At 69.1% G+C, this 15,505-nt stretch carries 14 protein-coding genes; all 14 read right to left on the reverse strand.

The window, feature by feature from the left end:
• Positions 1–273 precede the first annotated feature (273 nt).
• Entirely contained in the window at positions 274–1,884 is a 1,611-nt protein-coding gene (locus WC971_06540; protein ID MFA5844469.1) for a hypothetical protein, read from the reverse strand.
• 62 nt (positions 1,885–1,946) lie between these two features.
• On the reverse strand, positions 1,947–3,080 hold the full coding sequence (locus WC971_06545; GenBank protein ID MFA5844470.1) for a trypsin-like peptidase domain-containing protein: 1,134 nt from the start codon (positions 3,078–3,080) through the stop codon (positions 1,947–1,949).
• Complete coding sequence (locus WC971_06550; protein ID MFA5844471.1) at positions 3,077–4,177, reverse strand: M48 family metalloprotease; 1,101 nt, start codon at positions 4,175–4,177, stop codon at positions 3,077–3,079. Before WC971_06550 ends, WC971_06545 begins: the two co-directional genes overlap by 4 nt.
• 2 nt (positions 4,178–4,179) lie before the next feature.
• The gene (gene hisE, locus WC971_06555) at positions 4,180–4,518 is read right to left on the reverse strand and encodes a phosphoribosyl-ATP diphosphatase (GenBank protein ID MFA5844472.1); all 339 of its coding nucleotides are present in this window, start codon (positions 4,516–4,518) and stop codon (positions 4,180–4,182) included.
• A 23-nt stretch (positions 4,519–4,541) separates the two neighbouring features.
• Entirely contained in the window at positions 4,542–4,916 is a 375-nt protein-coding gene (gene hisI, locus WC971_06560; GenBank protein ID MFA5844473.1) for a phosphoribosyl-AMP cyclohydrolase, read from the reverse strand.
• 17 nt (positions 4,917–4,933) lie between these two features.
• On the reverse strand, positions 4,934–5,698 hold the full coding sequence (gene hisF / locus WC971_06565; protein MFA5844474.1) for an imidazole glycerol phosphate synthase subunit HisF: 765 nt from the start codon (positions 5,696–5,698) through the stop codon (positions 4,934–4,936).
• 4 nt (positions 5,699–5,702) lie between these two features.
• Positions 5,703–6,428: a 1-(5-phosphoribosyl)-5-[(5-phosphoribosylamino)methylideneamino]imidazole-4-carboxamide isomerase gene (gene hisA, locus WC971_06570; GenBank protein ID MFA5844475.1), complete on the reverse strand. Its 726-nt coding sequence runs from the start codon at positions 6,426–6,428 to the stop codon at positions 5,703–5,705.
• Positions 6,425–7,045 (reverse strand): imidazole glycerol phosphate synthase subunit HisH, encoded by a 621-nt coding sequence (hisH, locus tag WC971_06575; protein MFA5844476.1) that lies wholly within the window; start codon positions 7,043–7,045, stop codon positions 6,425–6,427. The genes hisA and hisH overlap by 4 nt, the downstream gene beginning before the upstream one ends.
• A complete protein-coding gene (gene hisB, locus WC971_06580) occupies positions 7,042–7,629 on the reverse strand; it encodes an imidazoleglycerol-phosphate dehydratase HisB (protein ID MFA5844477.1) in 588 nt (195 codons plus the stop codon). The genes hisH and hisB overlap by 4 nt, the downstream gene beginning before the upstream one ends.
• A gap of 4 nt (positions 7,630–7,633) precedes the next feature.
• A complete protein-coding gene (hisC, locus tag WC971_06585; GenBank protein MFA5844478.1) occupies positions 7,634–8,752 on the reverse strand; it encodes a histidinol-phosphate transaminase in 1,119 nt (372 codons plus the stop codon).
• Entirely contained in the window at positions 8,752–10,068 is a 1,317-nt protein-coding gene (hisD, locus tag WC971_06590) for a histidinol dehydrogenase (protein MFA5844479.1), read from the reverse strand. Before hisD ends, hisC begins: the two co-directional genes overlap by 1 nt.
• Positions 10,069–10,076: 8 nt before the next feature.
• Positions 10,077–10,703, reverse strand: coding sequence for an ATP phosphoribosyltransferase (hisG, locus tag WC971_06595; GenBank protein MFA5844480.1), 627 nt, complete (start codon positions 10,701–10,703; stop codon positions 10,077–10,079).
• Positions 10,704–10,750: 47 nt separating this feature from the next.
• Positions 10,751–11,953: an ATP phosphoribosyltransferase regulatory subunit gene (gene hisZ / locus WC971_06600; GenBank protein ID MFA5844481.1), complete on the reverse strand. Its 1,203-nt coding sequence runs from the start codon at positions 11,951–11,953 to the stop codon at positions 10,751–10,753.
• A 120-nt stretch (positions 11,954–12,073) separates the two neighbouring features.
• Positions 12,074–15,502, reverse strand: a complete 3,429-nt coding sequence (locus WC971_06605; protein ID MFA5844482.1) for a DNA polymerase III subunit alpha — start codon at positions 15,500–15,502, stop codon at positions 12,074–12,076.
• Positions 15,503–15,505: the final 3 nt, after the last annotated feature.

Below are 15,505 nucleotides of genomic sequence, written 5' to 3' on the forward strand. Positions count from 1 at the left end.
TGCAACCCGCAATTCACGAAACGTGTATCTATGACATTTCGCGATTTCCGACTGGTCGCAAACCCCTGACCTGCACTTTTATCCTCGGACGTGGCCCAGAAGGGCAATTAGCTGCGGAACGCAGGTCAGGGGCAGTGCGACCGTAGCGCGGAAGGGAGTGACGTGCTGTTCGACCTCACCGCCGGGATCGGTGTTCGCCGCCCCCACGCTGCGGTGCCGGACCCAACGTCCGTTCTCGAGGCGCGCGCAGTCGATCGTCACCGGCCGGGACTCCTAGTGGAACGGGGTCATCCTGCCGGTGACGGTCAGCCTTCGCCCGACCCCGACCCGCCCCGGGAGCCGGCCGAGGACGATGCGCGGGGTGCCGACCCGCCACTCGAGCGTGTAGAGCCCGCGGCCGGCCAAGGCGTGCATATCGATGACGTACCGGCCGGTGCGCTGTGCGACGAACCCGCGATAGTCCTCGAAGAGGAACGGGGTTCTGTCGGCCCAACTCAGTGAGTCCGTGTCATCCGGTCCGAAACATCCCGGTATGAAGACGTCTCGAGTGTCGGTGTCGACGGTGAAGGTGACGTATTCACCGGCCCGGAGGTCGAACCCTAGAGCATCGTGCGAGTCGTCGCGCCAATCGAGCGTCCCCGCCGACGGCGAGGACGTAGCCGTCACGCCGGGATACGCGTCGTCCGGCTCGGCGGGGCGGATCGAGTACTCGAGCGCGTACGTAGCCTCAGCCGGTGCGTACACGATCACGGTCAGCGTCTCATCACGGCTCGCGATGCGCTCGAAGTGATCGGTGACGATGTTCATGTAGGGATTCCACTCATCGACCGGCGGCCAAGCCAAGGCGACCGGCGAGAACTCGCCATCGAAGTTCACCGCTTGTTCAGCGGTCATCGAGGTCTCGACCATCCATGCGAACGTCTCTTGCGACATTCCCCACAGAACGCCCCACAGCCGCTCGCCCCGCCGGAGCCGGACCGAAAGATAGTCGTAGTGGTCGAGCGGTGACATGGTCCCTGTGACCGGCGAAGCGGACAGAGGCACTCCCGGGATGCGATCCCTCTCTGGCGCTAGGCCGATCTCGCTGCGCATCCGGAACTCGCCCGTACCGTCGAGTGCGCGAACGCGCAGCAGATACTCCCCCGCAGTCGTGGCGACCGACCTGAGCACCTGCTCGCCTCCGATAGACACAGAGACGACGGGCAGGTCCTCATAGTCGGGATGTGTGACCGTATCTGTCGTGACGCCAATATCCCAAAGCTCGGCGGAGACCTCGAGGCCGACGGCGGGCGTGACGGTGACCACGAGCGCCTCGCCGACCTCGAGCCGCACCCGCCAGTACGATGCGGTCGCGGTCACCACGTCGAGCGTGTCGGTGACGTCTCGGCTGGTCATCTCCCGTCCCGGCAGGAACTCGCCGGGCCGGAGTGGACGTGCCGACCAATCGAGCGTGTACGCCCCGGAACCGCTGTTCGCGTGCACGTCTAGGAAATATGCCCCGGACTCCAAGACCGTGTAAGTGAAAGCAACGGGATACTCCCGCCTATCGGTCTGCGCGATCACCGAGTAGTAGTCCATTTGCTCGGCGTCGGGCTCGTACAACTCGACACCGAAGTCCGTGCCGGGATCGGCGGTGAGCACGACCGTCAGTCGCGTACCCGCCTCCAGATGGACACGGTAGATGTCGTCGTCGTTCGCGCCCATCGCGTCCAGGGTGCCGGTGATGTGCGTGGCGGTCGTCTCGAGACCCGGAAGGCTGTCGTCGATCGCCCGCGCGGCGACTCCCTTCGAAGCCGCGGGAGCGCTACCCGCGATCGCGGGTAGGGCAAGCACCGCGATGAGCGCCGCGACGACCGATAGCGCGACAAGACCCCGTGGACGCATCGTCTCCCCCTCTTCCTGCCGCACTGCGGATGCAGCCGCCTCCTACTATGCCCCCGCGGCGTTCACGCTTCCAGACCCGGGATCGCCGTCGAGACGAGCTCGATGCCGGTCAACCCGACCCTGATGGACCCGCCCGGCTCCAGCACGCCGCGCTCGACGCAGCGGTCGCCGCAGTAGAGACCTCCCGCGCCGGTGAGGTCGAGCGCCGTGATCCCGGCTCCCGGCCCGAGCATGAGCCGCACCTGGAAGGGCGCGATACCCTCCTCCTCCACGCGGATGTCGGCGTTCCTGGCGCGACCGATGACCGCCGGCAGCCGCAGCGTCACCGTCTCCACCCGGCCGGGACCGGAGACGCGGAACGTGCGCCGATGCGCCCACACGACCCCGTTGGGCGCGTCGGGATCGGACGCCGCGGGCATGCGCCGCACGCGCACCGCGAAGACGACGAGCGCCGCGACGAGGATCGCGAGGCTCCCCAGGACGAGCCACACTCCGAGCGGCAGACCGAGCGGATCCGACGCCGAGGAACGCGAGGACACGTCGAGCCGCACGCTGGGCGCGGACGTCCGCACGAACGTCAGCGCCTCGTCTCCGGGCACCGCGAAGCCCACACTCTCGACCTTCACGTCCGCGATCTTCGCGACTCCGACGCCGATGAGCCTGCCTTTCGCGTCGACGAGCGCCCCGCCGCTGTTCCCCGGGTTGATCGCCGCGTCCGTCTGCACGTACCTCGCGCCTTCGACCGTCTGCAGCGGCGAGCTCACGACGCCCTTGGTGAGCGTCACCGCGCGCAGCCCGATCGGGAATCCCAGGGCGATGACGTCCTGTCCCCTCGACAGACCGGCGCTCGAGCCCCACACGATTGGGCGCACCGCGGGCAGGTGCACCGAGAGGAGCGCGAGGTCGCGCACCCTGTCGACCGCGATCACGGTGAACGTCTCGAGGTCGCCGTCCGCAAGAACCCCTCCCGGCTGCCCGTGCGTCGCGTCGAGGACGTGCGCGGCGGTCAGCACGAGGTCGAGACCGACGACGATACCGGAGCCCACACGCTCGGAGCCCGCCGTGATCGCCACGACCGCTCCCGTCGCGCGGTCCATCCGCCCGGCCGCGCCCGCGATGGCGGGCGCGAGCGCGAGTAGAGCGAGCGACACCGCGCACACGACGGCGGCCCAGCGCGATGCCGATAACGCCCTCACGGCCGCTGCTCCAACCGCGGTGGAGAGGGCGCGAGGTACTCGCTGATGTCCGGGAGTATCTCTTCCACGAGACCTTCGGTCCCGACCACCTCGCGAAGCCGGGAGATGCGTCGCATCTCCGGATCGTCCTCGGGCGCGAAGCCGAACCCCGCCCAACAGAAGAAGAGCAGCGAGTACGCGTCCCCCGCCGACACCACGAAGTTGTCGGCGACGAGCACGCGCTCGAGGCCACGCAACATCGCGCGCGGGTCCTTGAGCAGGAGCATCGCCTCGCCGTCGGCGGTCTCGGCCGTCGCCTGCGCCGAATGCCGGTGGCCAGCGGTGAGGAGCTCCGTGACGACGATCACCGGCGTGTAGAAGAGGATGGCGAACGTGTCCGCGGTCGAGGCTTCCTGCGCCTTCTCGACCGTCTCGCGCCGGCGCGACCGCACCGACTCCACACTCTCGATGATCTCGCGGTCGTCCCGGCGCAGATCGCGCTCGCGCAACGCCCACACGGGGCTCATGAGCACCGACAGCGCGCTCGCCCACAGGATGTCGCCGGCGACGAACCTCGCCATGAGGTTCGCGAAGACGGCGCGCTGGTCGTCGACGGACAGCTCGCGGAGGAACCCCCTGGTGACCCCGACAGCTGCGCGTTTGTGCGAGGTCCCGACCGCGAACGCGTTCACGCTGTCTTCGGGAAGGAGGTACAGCGGCGGGGAGTGCTCGAATCCCGCGGCGAGCGACATGTCCTTAAGGGCGCCCTTCGTGGGCAGGCATGACCCCGTGGGAGAGCGGCTCGCGCCGAGGCGGCGCAGCAGGGTCCGGTCGGATCGGCGCAGGACCGCCCAGGCCCGCAGCACACCGCCGAAGGCAGCGAGCGCCGCCCCCTCCGCCATCACGAGCGGCAGGTGCGTCCACATCCACACGATCCAGCGCACGTCCCGCGTGAACAGCACGAGGACCGACGCGGCGGCGGCGAGCACGACCGCGGCGGCGGCGGCGAGGCACGCCGAGAGGAAGCCGATGAGGACGGCGAGCCTCACGCGGTTGCGCTCGACGCGCCTCCACAGCGGCTCGATGCGGTCCTTTCGCACCCCCGCGGGCAGGTCCATCGTCAGGGACGCCGACGTCCGTCGAGCTCGGCCGCGAGATCGTCGAGTGTGAGCCCTTCGCGGACCATGACGACCATCAGGTGGTAGACGAGATCGCCGATCTCGTACCGCAACTGCACCGGGTCCCGGTCGCGAGCCGCGATGATGACCTCGGAGGCCTCCTCCCCGATCTTCTTGAGGAGCTTGTCCTGCGGCCCGAGCAGCAGCTTCGCCGTGTACGACCCCTCGGGGGCGTCCTCGCGGCGCTGCTCGAGCACGGCGAAGACGCCTTCGAGCACCTCGCCGACGTGCGGCACTATGCGCGGCTCGGGCGCGCCGAGCGGTCCGCTCGCGTCTTCCATGTCCTCCCCCTCCTCGCTTCGCCCTAAGAGGACGGCATCGACTCCGGTGACGCCGGCTCGGGCGTCGAGGCGCCATCAGCCGAACATAACTTGCGGAAGAAGCACGACCGCTCGCCGGTGTGGCAGGCGGGGCCAGTCTGGTCGACGAGGACGAGCAGCGTATCGGCGTCGCAGTCGTAGCGGACCTCGCGCACCTCCTGGACGTGGCCCGAGGTCTCGCCCTTCATCCAGAACTGCCCTCGGCTGCGGCTCCAGAACCACGTCCGGCCGGTCTCGCACGTCCTGCGGACCGACTCCGCGTTCATCCACGCGACCATGAGGACCTCGAGCGTGTCGAACTGCTGGACGACCGCCGGGATGAGCCCGCGGTCGTCGTACTTCAGGGTATCGGCGTCCATCGTCGCCTCCTCGCTCATCAGAGTCTCACCGGGATGCCGGCCGCGTCCATGTGCGCCTTGACGTCGCGCACGCGGAACTTGCCGTAGTGCAGGGTGGATGCGGCGAGCACCGCGTCGCACCCGGTCTCGATGACGGCCTCGGCGAAGTGCTCGAGTTCCCCGGCGCCGCCCGACGCGATGACGGGCACGTTCACCGCGCGCACGACGGCGCGGGTGAGCGGGAGGTCGAAGCCGTCGTTCGTGCCGTCGCGGTCCATCGACGTGAGCAGGATCTCGCCGGAGCCGCGCTTCTCGGCCTCGCGGACCCAGGCCACGGCATCGATGCCCGTCGCGATCCGGCCGCCGTTCACGTAGACCTCCCAGCGCTCGACGTCCCCCGCGACGCGCTTCGCGTCGATGGCGACGACGATGCACTGCGACCCGTAGATGCCCGAAGTTTGCGTGATGAGCGCGGGATCGCGCACCGCAGCGGAGTTGATGGAGATCTTGTCCGCGCCGGCCGAAAGCATCGCACGGATGTCGGCGGCGGTGCGCATGCCTCCACCGACCGTGTACGGGATGAAGACCTCCTCCGCTGTGCGCCGCGCGACCTCGAGCATCGTCGGGCGCTCCTCGTGGCTCGCCGTGATGTCGAGGAAGACGAGCTCGTCGGCCCCTTCGGCGTCGTAGAACCGCGCGAGTTCGACCGGATCGCCCGCGTCCTTGAGGTCGACGAAGTTGACGCCTTTCACGACCCTGCCCTCGTGGACGTCGAGACACGGGATGACGCGCTTCATCAGCATCGCGCTATCCTTCCCCGCTCGCGGCCGCGAGCGCGTCCTCGAGCGTGAAGGCGGCCTCGTAGAGCGCGCGGCCGACGATGACGCCCTCGACGGAGGGGGCCTGCTCCCGCAGGCGCCTCACGTCGTCGAGCGTCGCCACTCCGCCCGAGGCGACGACAGCGATCCCGGCGCCGCGCGCGAGGTCCTCGTACGCATCCGCGTCGATGCCCGTCTGCATCCCGTCGACCGCGATATCGGTGTAGACGACGCGCCGCACGCCGAGCCCCGCGAGCTCGCGGACGAGCTCGAGCGCGTCCTGCCCGGTGCCCTCGCGCCAGCCCGCGATGCGGACCTTGCCGTCGCGGGCGTCGACGCCGCCGGCGATGCCGGGGAACGTCTCGCACGCCAGCGTGACGAACTCCGGGTCGGTGACGAGCGCCGTGCCGAGCACCGCGCGACGGACACCGGCCGCGACCACCCGCTTGAGCGTCTCGATAGAGCGGATCCCGCCCCCGAACTCGACGTTCATATCGACGGCATCTGCGATCGCCTCGACTGCGCGCAGATTCGCGGGCTCGCCGTCCCGAGCCCCGTCGAGGTCGACGACGTGCAGCCACTGCGCCCCAGCGTCGGCGAACCTGCGGGCCTGTTCGACAGGGTCGTCGCTGTAGATGGTGACGTCGTCGTAGCGGCCCTGGCGGAGGCGGACGACCTTTCCCCCGAGAAGGTCGATGGCGGGAAGCACGATCACGGCCGGCCCTCCTCGACGATGCGGGCGAAGTTCGCGAGCAGGCGAAGTCCCAGCTCCGAGGACTTCTCGGGATGGAACTGCACCGCGAAGACGCTCCCAGCGGCGACCGCGGCGGCGAACGTCGTCCCGTGCTCGGTGGTCGCGATCACAGCCGCCGGGTCGTCGGGGACTAGGTGGTACGAGTGCACGAAGTAGAACGCCGAACCTTGAGGGATGCCCTCGAACAGCGGGCTCTCCTTCGGATACTCGAGGGTGTTCCAGCCGATGTGGGGTATCTTGACCCCCGCCGGCAGACGCCGGCATTCGCCCGGCACCAGACCGAGCCCCTCGTGAGTCCCGTCCTCGAGCCCGGTCGTTGCGAGCAGCTGCATGCCGAGGCAGATGCCGAGCAGCGGCACGCCCGTTCCGGCGCGGTCGAGCACGACCTCGCGCATGCCGGAGGCCTTCAGGTTCGCGGCGGCGTCCCGGAACGCGCCGACACCGGGGAGCACGACTCCGTCGGCGGCGGCTACCGTCGCGGGATCGCCGGTCACGACGACCCCGGCGACGCCCGCGTGCTCGAAGCCCTTCTGGACGCTGCGCAGGTTCCCCATGCGGTAGTCGACGATCGCGATCACAGCGCGCCCTTCGTCGACGGCACGCCGGTGGCCCTCGGGTCGATCGAGATGGCCTCGGCGAGAGCGCGCGCGAACGCCTTGAAGGAGGCTTCCACGATGTGGTGGGCGTTCTCGCCCGCGACCTCGTGCGCGTGCAGCGTCAGCTCCGCGTTTGTCGCGAACGCGATGAGGAACTCCTTCAACAGCTGGGTGTCGAAGCTGCCGATGATCTCGAGCGGCGGTTCGACCTCCCAGACGACCTGTCCGCGCCCCGAGACGTCGACCGCGCAGAGCACCAGCGCTTCGTCCATCGGCACCGCGGCGTCCCCGAAGCGGCGGATCCCGCGCTTGTCTCCGAGCGCGTCACGCACGGCGTGCCCGAGGCAGATGCCGACGTCCTCGACCGTGTGGTGCGCGTCGACAGCGAGGTCTCCGCGCGCCGTGACCGTCAGATCGACCAGAGCGTGGCGCCCGAAGGCGTCGAGCATGTGGTCGAAGAAGGGCACGCCGGTGTCGACGCTCGTCTGTCCGCTGCCGTCGAGGTCGATGCGGACCATGACGTCCGTCTCGCCGGTCTTCCTCTTGACCTCACCCGTCCTGCCCATTCTCCTACCCCCTGCCGTCGGGTCGCGCGTCCGTGCCGAGGATCTCCGCGGCGTTGCGCGACGCAAGCGTCTCCTGCATGGCGGTGAGGAACCGCCGGCACTCCTCATCCGTGCCCACGGTGACCCGCAGGCAGTCCTCGAGGCCTGGGGTGCGCGAGAAGTCGCGCACGAGCACGGAATGGTTGTGGAGCAGGTCCCGCCAGACCGCCGATGCCTGCGCCACCCGGAACATCACGAAGTTCGCCTCGCTCGGGAAGACGCTCACCCCGTCCAAGGACGACAGCCCGTGCATGATCAGGTCGCGCTGGCGGACGATGTCGCGGATGCCGGACTCGAACACGACGCGCTCGCGGTACGCCACGGCCGCGACCATCTGCGAGAAGCGGTCGACCGAGTACGGCTGGCGGACCTTCGTGAGCTCGTGGATGACCTCGTCGTGCGCGAGCAGGTAGCCCACGCGCATCCCTGCCAGCGAGAAAGCCTTGCTGAACGTGCGGAGGATGACGAGGTTGCGGTGACGCCCCATGTGCGGGCGCATCGTGTGCCTGCTGAACTCGAAGTACGCCTCGTCGACCAGGACGAGCGCGTCCGTTGCTTTTAATATGTCGATGAGCAGCGTCTCCGGCGTCAGGTTGCCCGTCGGGTTGTTCGGATTGGCGACGACGACTATGTCGGTGTCGCCGCGCGAGATACTCTCCAACACAGCCGGCCCGTCGACCGAGAAGTCCTCGAGACGCGGCACGCGCACGAGAGTCGTCCCGGTGACCTCCGCGTCGATGCCGTACATGGTGAACGTCGGCGGCATGTCGAGGAGCGTCCGTCCCGGTCCCCCCCACGCCAGCAGGACGTCGAGTATGAGTTCGTCCCCGCCGTTGCCGACGAGCACGTTCCCGGGATCGAGCCCGTTGGCCTCGGCGATGATCCCGCGCAGGTCGCTCGACATCGGGTCCGGATAGCGGTTGAACGGGAACCCGCGGACGCGGTCGGCGATCTTCCCGACGAGCTCGACCGGGAGGTTCACCGGGTTCTCGTTAGCGTGCAGCATCACGTCCGCGCGACGCTCCTTCGCGTCGTATGCGACGAGCTCGATGAGTTCGGGACGAGCTTCCCGGATGCGGTCCATCACTGATCCCCCTCGTCGCCCGCGGCCAGCTCGAGCCTGAGCGTGACGGCGCGTGCGTGGGCGTCGAGACCCTCGGCCTCGGCGATCGTGACGACGGTCGCGGCGTCGAAGGCGAGCGCGTCGTACGAGTACGAGATCACCGACGTCTTCTTCACGAAATCGTCGACGGAGAGCGGGCCCGAGAATCGCGCGGTACCGCCGGTCGGCAGGACGTGGTTGGGACCCGCGACGTAGTCGCCCACACTCTCCGGCGTCCAGTGCCCGAGGAAGATCGCGCCGGCGCAACGCAGCGACCCGAGAAGCTCGAAGGGCTCCGCGCACATCACCTCGAGGTGCTCCGGCGCTATCTCGTTCGCCACGTCGACCGCGACGTCGAGGTCGGGGCAGACGACGATCAACCCGTGGTCGGTGAGAGAGAGGCGGATAACGTCGCCGCGCACGGCGTCCTCGAGCAGGGCGTCGAGTGCCGCCTCGACCTCGTCCGGCAGCGACGGATCGGTCGTCACGAGATACGTCGAGGCGCGAGGGTCGTGCTCGGCCTGCGCCATGAGGTCGATCGCGACGAAGGCCGGCTCGGCCGTGTCGTCGGCCAGCACCAGCACCTCGCTCGGGCCCGCGAGCATGTCGATCCCGACGTCGCCCATCACGAGCTTCTTCGCCGCCGTGACGTAGGCGTTGCCGGGGCCGGTGATCTTGTCGACGGCGGGGATACTGCGCGTCCCGTACGCGAGCGCGGCGACGGCCTGCGCGCCGCCCACCTTGTATATCTCGGTAAGACCCGCCTCCGCGGCCGCCGCGAGCGTGAACGGGTCGACGGACCCGTCGGGCCTGGGAGGGACGACCATCGCGATCTCCTCGACGCCGGCTACGAACGCGGGTATGGCGTTCATGAGCACGCTCGACGGGTAGCACGCCCGGCCGCCGGGGACGTAGACGCCGACACGGCGCAACGGGGTGACCTGCTGCCCGAGGAAGACGCCACCGTCCTGCGCGGCGAACCACGACTGCGGGACCTGCCGCCGGTGGAAGTCCTCGATGGCCGCCGCGGCGGTGGCGATCGCCGCGAGGAAGGGCTCGCCGACGGACGCGACGGCGGCCTCGACCTCGGCGTCGCTCACTCTCACGTCGGTGAGCTGCGCCTTGTCGAACGTGGCGGTGTATTCGAGCAGCGCCGCGTCACCCCGCTGCCGCACGTCCTCGACGATGCGGGCCGCGGCACCGAGCACCTCGGCGTCGATGCCGCCGGTCCGCGCCCATCCGGCCTCGGCGAGCCGCTTCCCGCGAGAGAGCTCGATCCTGCGCAGCATCGGTCCCATCCTCTCCTTCAGGGCCCCACGACCGCGGCAAGGCGGTCGGCCAGTTCGGTCACCCGCGCGCAGCGGGTCTTGAGGCTCACCGGGTTCGCCACGAACCGGGCGGTCGAGGCGAGCACGTCGTCCACGACGACGAGATCGTTCTCGGCGAGCGTGCGACCCGTGGCGGTGATATCCACGATCCGATCGGCCAGCCCGATGAGCGGAGCGATCTCCATGTTACCGTGCAGCTTCACGACTTCCACCTGGATGCCTCGATGTGCGAAGTACGTCTCGGTGATACGCGGGTACTTCGTCGCCACCCGCATGACTCCGAGACGGCGATAGTGCTCGTCGGCCTCGCCCGCGCTCGAGGCACGTTCCGCGACGACGAAGCGGCAGGCGCCGAAACCGAGGTCGACCATCTCGACGAGGTCGAGACCCGCTTCGAGCAGAACGTCCTTGCCGGCGATGGCGACGTCGACACCGCCGTAGGCGACGTAGACGGGGATGTCCGTCGGACGCGCGATGACGAAATCGACATCGGCGCAGCGCACGAGGAGCGTGCGGCCGGGATCCGCGAGGCCTTCCACGTCCACGCCCGCGGACGAGAGCACGCGCACGGACTCCTCGTAGAGAGAACCCTTGGGCAGCGCCATGCGCAACCTCGTGCCGCCGCCGTCCCCGTCTCGCGTCCGGCGCGCGATCATAGAGCGCCCCCGTCGGGTCCGAGGCGCTCGAGACCGTCGTCGGCGGCCCAGAGCGCTTCGCGCGCGCCGAGCCGCGACGCCTCGCGCGCGACCTCGCCGCGGTCCCGGTCGGGCACGGCGACGCATCGCCTCCCTTCGCGGCGCAGGCCGCGCACCGCGGCAAGAACGGCTCCCGCGTCGGACCCGCCCACCGCCGCGTCGAGGCCTTCACTGGCGAGGATGGCGCCTTGCTCCGCGAGTGCGATGTGGACGCGCTCGAGGCCGAGGGCGAAGCCGGCGGCCGGAGCGGGCGCCCCGAACCCGGCGAGCACCCCGTCGTAGCGGCCGCCGCCGCCGAGCGGCAGGCCGAGCCCTGGTGCGTACGCCTCGACGACGAGGCCCGTGTAGTAGTCGAAGCCGCGCATCACTCCGAAGTCGACCGTGACGCGATCGGCGATCCCAGCGGTCTCCAACAGGCGCCAAACCTCGGCAAGCTCGTCGACGGCCTCGGCCCGTCCGCACGCCCGCACGAGCGCCCGGCACGCGTCGAGGGCCTCGCGGCCTCCACGCAGCCGCGGCACCTCGCGCAGAGCGCGCGCGACATCTTCGTCCAGACCGCCGTCGCGTGACAGGCGGTCGATCTCGACCAGGTTCCGCTCGTGAGCCGCCGCGAGGACGGCCGCACGCCATGTCCCGTCACCCCCGGCCGCGTCGAGCAGTGCGTGGAGGACGGCGACGCTGCCGATGGCCACCTCGAAATCGGGAAGACCTGCGGCCTCCAGCGTGTCGACGAGCACCGTGACGACCTCGGCGTCGGCGGCCGGGCCGCTCGCACCGATGAGCTCCGTCCCGACCTGAGTGAACTGGCGCGCCTGTCCCCGCAACGACTCGTGCTCGCGAAAGACGTCGGCCGTGTAGCGGATCCTTTGAGGCCCCGGTTCGTCCGCGAGTCTCGATGCCACGAGACGCGCGATCGGCACGGTCATCTCGGGACGCAGCGCCAGCAGTCGCCCGTCGGCGTCGAACAACCGGAACGCGGTGCCCTCGAGGGAGCCGCCCGCGCCGGACTCCAGCGTGGCGTACTCCTCGACCACCGGCGTCTCGACGAGACGGTAGCCCCATCCGGCGAGGGCATCGCCCATCGCAGCGACGAGAGCCGACCGCTCGGCCGCCTCCTCGAAGAGCACGTCACGGAACCCTCTCGGTGTCACCGGCCGCACGCGTGGTCCTCCGTTCCCGCCTCGCCGCATCTGCTCAGAAATGCACTCCATCAGGGTAGCGTGGTAGAGTGCTGCTGTGGTGGACTATACCACGCGGTACGGTCCTCGCCAAGCCCCGGTTCACCCCTCGTCGACGGCCCCGTCACCGAGCAGTTCCTTCAACTCGGCGTGCAACCCCGGGAGACCGGCGTCCACCCGCAATCCTTCCGGCATCGCAAGCATCTTCACGCCCTCGGGAGACGACAACCTGACCCGCACCGCATCGGGTCCCGGATGGCGCGCGAGGATGTCCTTCAATCTCCCGGCGGCGCCGTCGGCCAGCACGGCGGCGTCCATCCTCACCACGAGAGGCGGCCGCTCGAACCTTCCCCCGTCGAACGCCTGCACCTCCTGCACGAGCAGCTTGCGGCCGCGGTCCGACGCCTCGACCCTCGCCTTCACACGCACGATCGCATCGACCTCGACCAGGTCGCGGCACTTCTCGAAGACCTGCGGGAAGAGCACCCCGTTCATCGAGCCCTCGAGGTCCTCGAGGACGATATCTCCACGCACCTTGCCCGACTTCGTCGGCACCGCGGCGCTGCTGGTGACTATGCCCGCGAACCACCCCGTCGTCCCGTCCTTGAACTCCTCTGAGTCGCCGAGGCTCAAGGAACGCGCGGCCTTCAGCGCATCCGCGATCTCGCGCAACGGGTGGTCCGAGACGTAGATGCCGAGCGCCTCCTTCTCGAAGGCGAGCTTCATGCGCTTCTCCCACTCGATCCCGTCGGGAGAGGGGACCTCGTCGGCATAGCCGTGGTCGACGTCGAGGTCGAAGAGGCTCGTCTGGTCGCTCGCCGCGTCCTTCTGGCGGCGAGTCGCACCGTCGACGCACTCGTCGAGCGACTCCGCGAGCTGCTTGCGCGTGTACCCGGTCGAGTCGAATGCCCCCGCCTTCACGAGCGCGTCGATGGCGCGCTTGTTGAGGAAGCGCATGTCGACGCGGGCGCAGAAGTCGTGCAGAGACGTGAAGGGACCGCCCGCCTCGCGCGCCGCGACGATCGCGTCGACGGCGCCCTCCCCGACGTTGCGCACCGCGCCGAGGCCGAAGCGGATGGTCTCGCCGACCGCGGTGAAGTCCTTGCCCGACGTGTTCACGTCCGGCGGGAGCACCTGCATGCCCGCCCTGTTGCACGCCGCGACGTACTTCGTCACGCTCTCGGACTTCCCCGAGTGCGAGGTGAGGACCGCGGCCATGTACTCGAACGGATAGTGCGCCTTGAGGTACGCGGTCTGGTACGCGATGAGACCGTAGGCGGCGGCGTGACTCTTGTTGAAGGCGTACTCGCCGAACTTCTGGATGTCCGCCCAGACCTTCTCCGCGAGCCGGCGGTCGTATCCGCGCGAGACGGCGCCCTCCACGAACTCGGGCTTGAGGGCGTCGACGATGGCCATGATCTTCTTGCCCATGCCCTTGCGCAGCTTCTCCGCCTTCGCCGCCGAGAAGCCGGCCATCTCCATCGTGATGCGCATCGCCTGCTCCTGGTAGACGATCGCGCCGTACGTCTCCTCGAGGATGTGCTTGATGCGGTCGTCGTAGAACGTCACCTGTGCACGGCCGTGCTTGCGCGCGACGAAGTCGTCGATGGAGTCCATCGGGCCCGGGCGGAAGAGCGCGACCACCGCCACGATGTCGGCGAAGACGGTCGGCTTCAGGTTCAGCAGCACGCGCTTCATGCCGGGCGACTCGACCTGGAAGACGCCGTCCGTGTCGGCCCGCTTCAGCAGCGCGAAGGTGTCGGCGTCGTCCATCGGCAGGCGCTCGATGTCGATGTCGACGCCGTGGTGCCCGCGGATGGAGCCGACCGCCTTCGCGATGACGGTGAGCGTGCGCAGCCCGAGGAAGTCCATCTTCAGCAGACCGAGTTCGGCGATGATCTTCCCCTCGTACTGGGTGATGATCGACTCGCCCTTCGTGTCGCGCTTGAGCGGGGTGTAGCCCGAGAGCGCATCGCGGCAGATGACGACTGCGGCCGCGTGGACCCCCTCCCCGCGCACGATGTTCTCGAGGGCCTGCGCTGCGTCGATGATGCGCTTCGTGTCGCCCCCCGCCTCGTACTCCGCGCGCAGGTCGGCGTTCCCCTTCAGCGAGCTCGCGATGGTCGCCTTCGGGTCCTCGAGGATCTGCTTGGCCACCTTGTCCGGCACGCCGTAGGGGTAGCCGAGGACGCGTCCGGCGTCGCGCACGGCCGCGCGGGCCTTCATCGTGTTGAACGTGACGATCTGCGCGACCTTGTCGGCGCCGTACTTGGCGCGCACGTACTCGATCACCTCGCCGCGGCGTTCGTCGTCGAAGTCGATGTCGATGTCGGGCATCTCGGTCCGCTCGGGGTTGAGGAACCGCTCGAAGAGTAGTCCGTGCTCGAGCGGGTCGAGCGACGTGATGCCCAGCGCGTAGGAGATGATCGAACCGGCGGCCGACCCTCGGCCCGGACCGACGCCGATGCCGTGCTCTTTCGCCCAGCCCACGAAGTCCGCGACTATGAGGAAGTACGCCGACAGCCCCTTGCCCGTGATCACCTCGAGTTCGGTCTCGAGACGCTCGACGACCTCGCCGGGGAGCGGGTCTCCGTAGCGGCGCTTCAGTCCTTCGACGCATTCCTCGCGCAGGTACTCGTCCTCGGTCCGCCCCGCAGGCGTCTCGAAGACCGGGAGGATGATCCGGTCGAACTCGATCTCCACGTCGCAGCGCGCCGCGATCTCGGCGGTGTTGGCGAGAGCCTCGGGATATCCGGCGAGCGCGGACGCCATCTCTTCGGGCGACTTCATGTAGAACTGGTCGGAGGAGAAGCGCATCCTCCCGACGTCCGTGAGCGTCGAACCGGTCTGGATGCACACGAGCATGTCGTGCGCCTCGGCGTCCTCGGCCTTGACGTAGTGGATGTCGTTCGTCCCGACCGTGCCGAGACCTAGTTCGGAGGCGATGGACGCGAGCCCGCGGTTGAGCTGCGCCTGCGTCACGCCGTTGTCGGCGACGATGCCCTGGTCCTGCAGCTCGAGGTAGAACCCCTCCTCGCCGAAGAGCTTGGAGAACGTCTGGGCCCAGCGGCGCGCCTCGGCCTCGTCGCCGTGCTCGAGCGACTTGCTCACGATGCCCGACATGCACGCGGACGTCGCGATGAGTCCCCCTTTGAACCGCTCCAGAAGCTCGAGGTCCACTTGAGGCTTATAGTAGAAGCCGTCCACATGCGAGGCCGAGACGAGCTGCATGAGGTTCCTGTAGCCGGTGATGTCCTTGGCGAGCAGCACGAGGTGGTAGAGACGGGGCTTACCCTCGCGACGGTGGCGCGACTCGGGCGTGAAGTAGATCTCGCAACCGACGATCGGTTTGACGCCCGCCGCGCTCGCGGCCCGGTGGAACTGCGCCGCGCCGAACATGACGCCGTGGTCGGTGAGCGCGAGCGAGCCCATCCCCAGCTCGAGGGCACGCGAGACGAGCCCGTCGACCTTGGCGTGGCCGTCGAGCAGCGAGTACTCCGAGTGCGTGTGCAGGTGGACGAAGCCGGGCATGTC

The sequence above is a fragment of the Coriobacteriia bacterium genome (assembly GCA_041658765.1).
GTDB lineage: Bacteria > Actinomycetota > Coriobacteriia > Anaerosomatales > JBAZZO01 > JBAZZO01.

What these genes read in the sequence shown, in the direction of transcription:
- WC971_06540 (MFA5844469.1), bottom strand. Translation starts at nt 1,884, where the DNA reads ATGCGTCCACGGGGTCTTGTCGCGCTATCGGTCGTCGCGGCGCTCATC.
- WC971_06550 (MFA5844471.1), bottom strand. Translation starts at nt 4,177, where the DNA reads ATGGACCTGCCCGCGGGGGTGCGAAAGGACCGCATCGAGCCGCTGTGG.
- hisE (MFA5844472.1), bottom strand. Translation starts at nt 4,518, where the DNA reads ATGGAAGACGCGAGCGGACCGCTCGGCGCGCCCGAGCCGCGCATAGTG.
- hisI (MFA5844473.1), bottom strand. Translation starts at nt 4,916, where the DNA reads ATGGACGCCGATACCCTGAAGTACGACGACCGCGGGCTCATCCCGGCG.
- hisF (MFA5844474.1), bottom strand. Translation starts at nt 5,698, where the DNA reads ATGCTGATGAAGCGCGTCATCCCGTGTCTCGACGTCCACGAGGGCAGG.
- hisB (MFA5844477.1), bottom strand. Translation starts at nt 7,629, where the DNA reads ATGGGCAGGACGGGTGAGGTCAAGAGGAAGACCGGCGAGACGGACGTC.
- hisC (MFA5844478.1), bottom strand. Translation starts at nt 8,752, where the DNA reads ATGGACCGCATCCGGGAAGCTCGTCCCGAACTCATCGAGCTCGTCGCA.
- hisD (MFA5844479.1), bottom strand. Translation starts at nt 10,068, where the DNA reads ATGGGACCGATGCTGCGCAGGATCGAGCTCTCTCGCGGGAAGCGGCTC.
- hisG (MFA5844480.1), bottom strand. Translation starts at nt 10,703, where the DNA reads ATGGCGCTGCCCAAGGGTTCTCTCTACGAGGAGTCCGTGCGCGTGCTC.
- WC971_06605 (MFA5844482.1), bottom strand. Translation starts at nt 15,502, where the DNA reads ATGCCCGGCTTCGTCCACCTGCACACGCACTCGGAGTACTCGCTGCTC.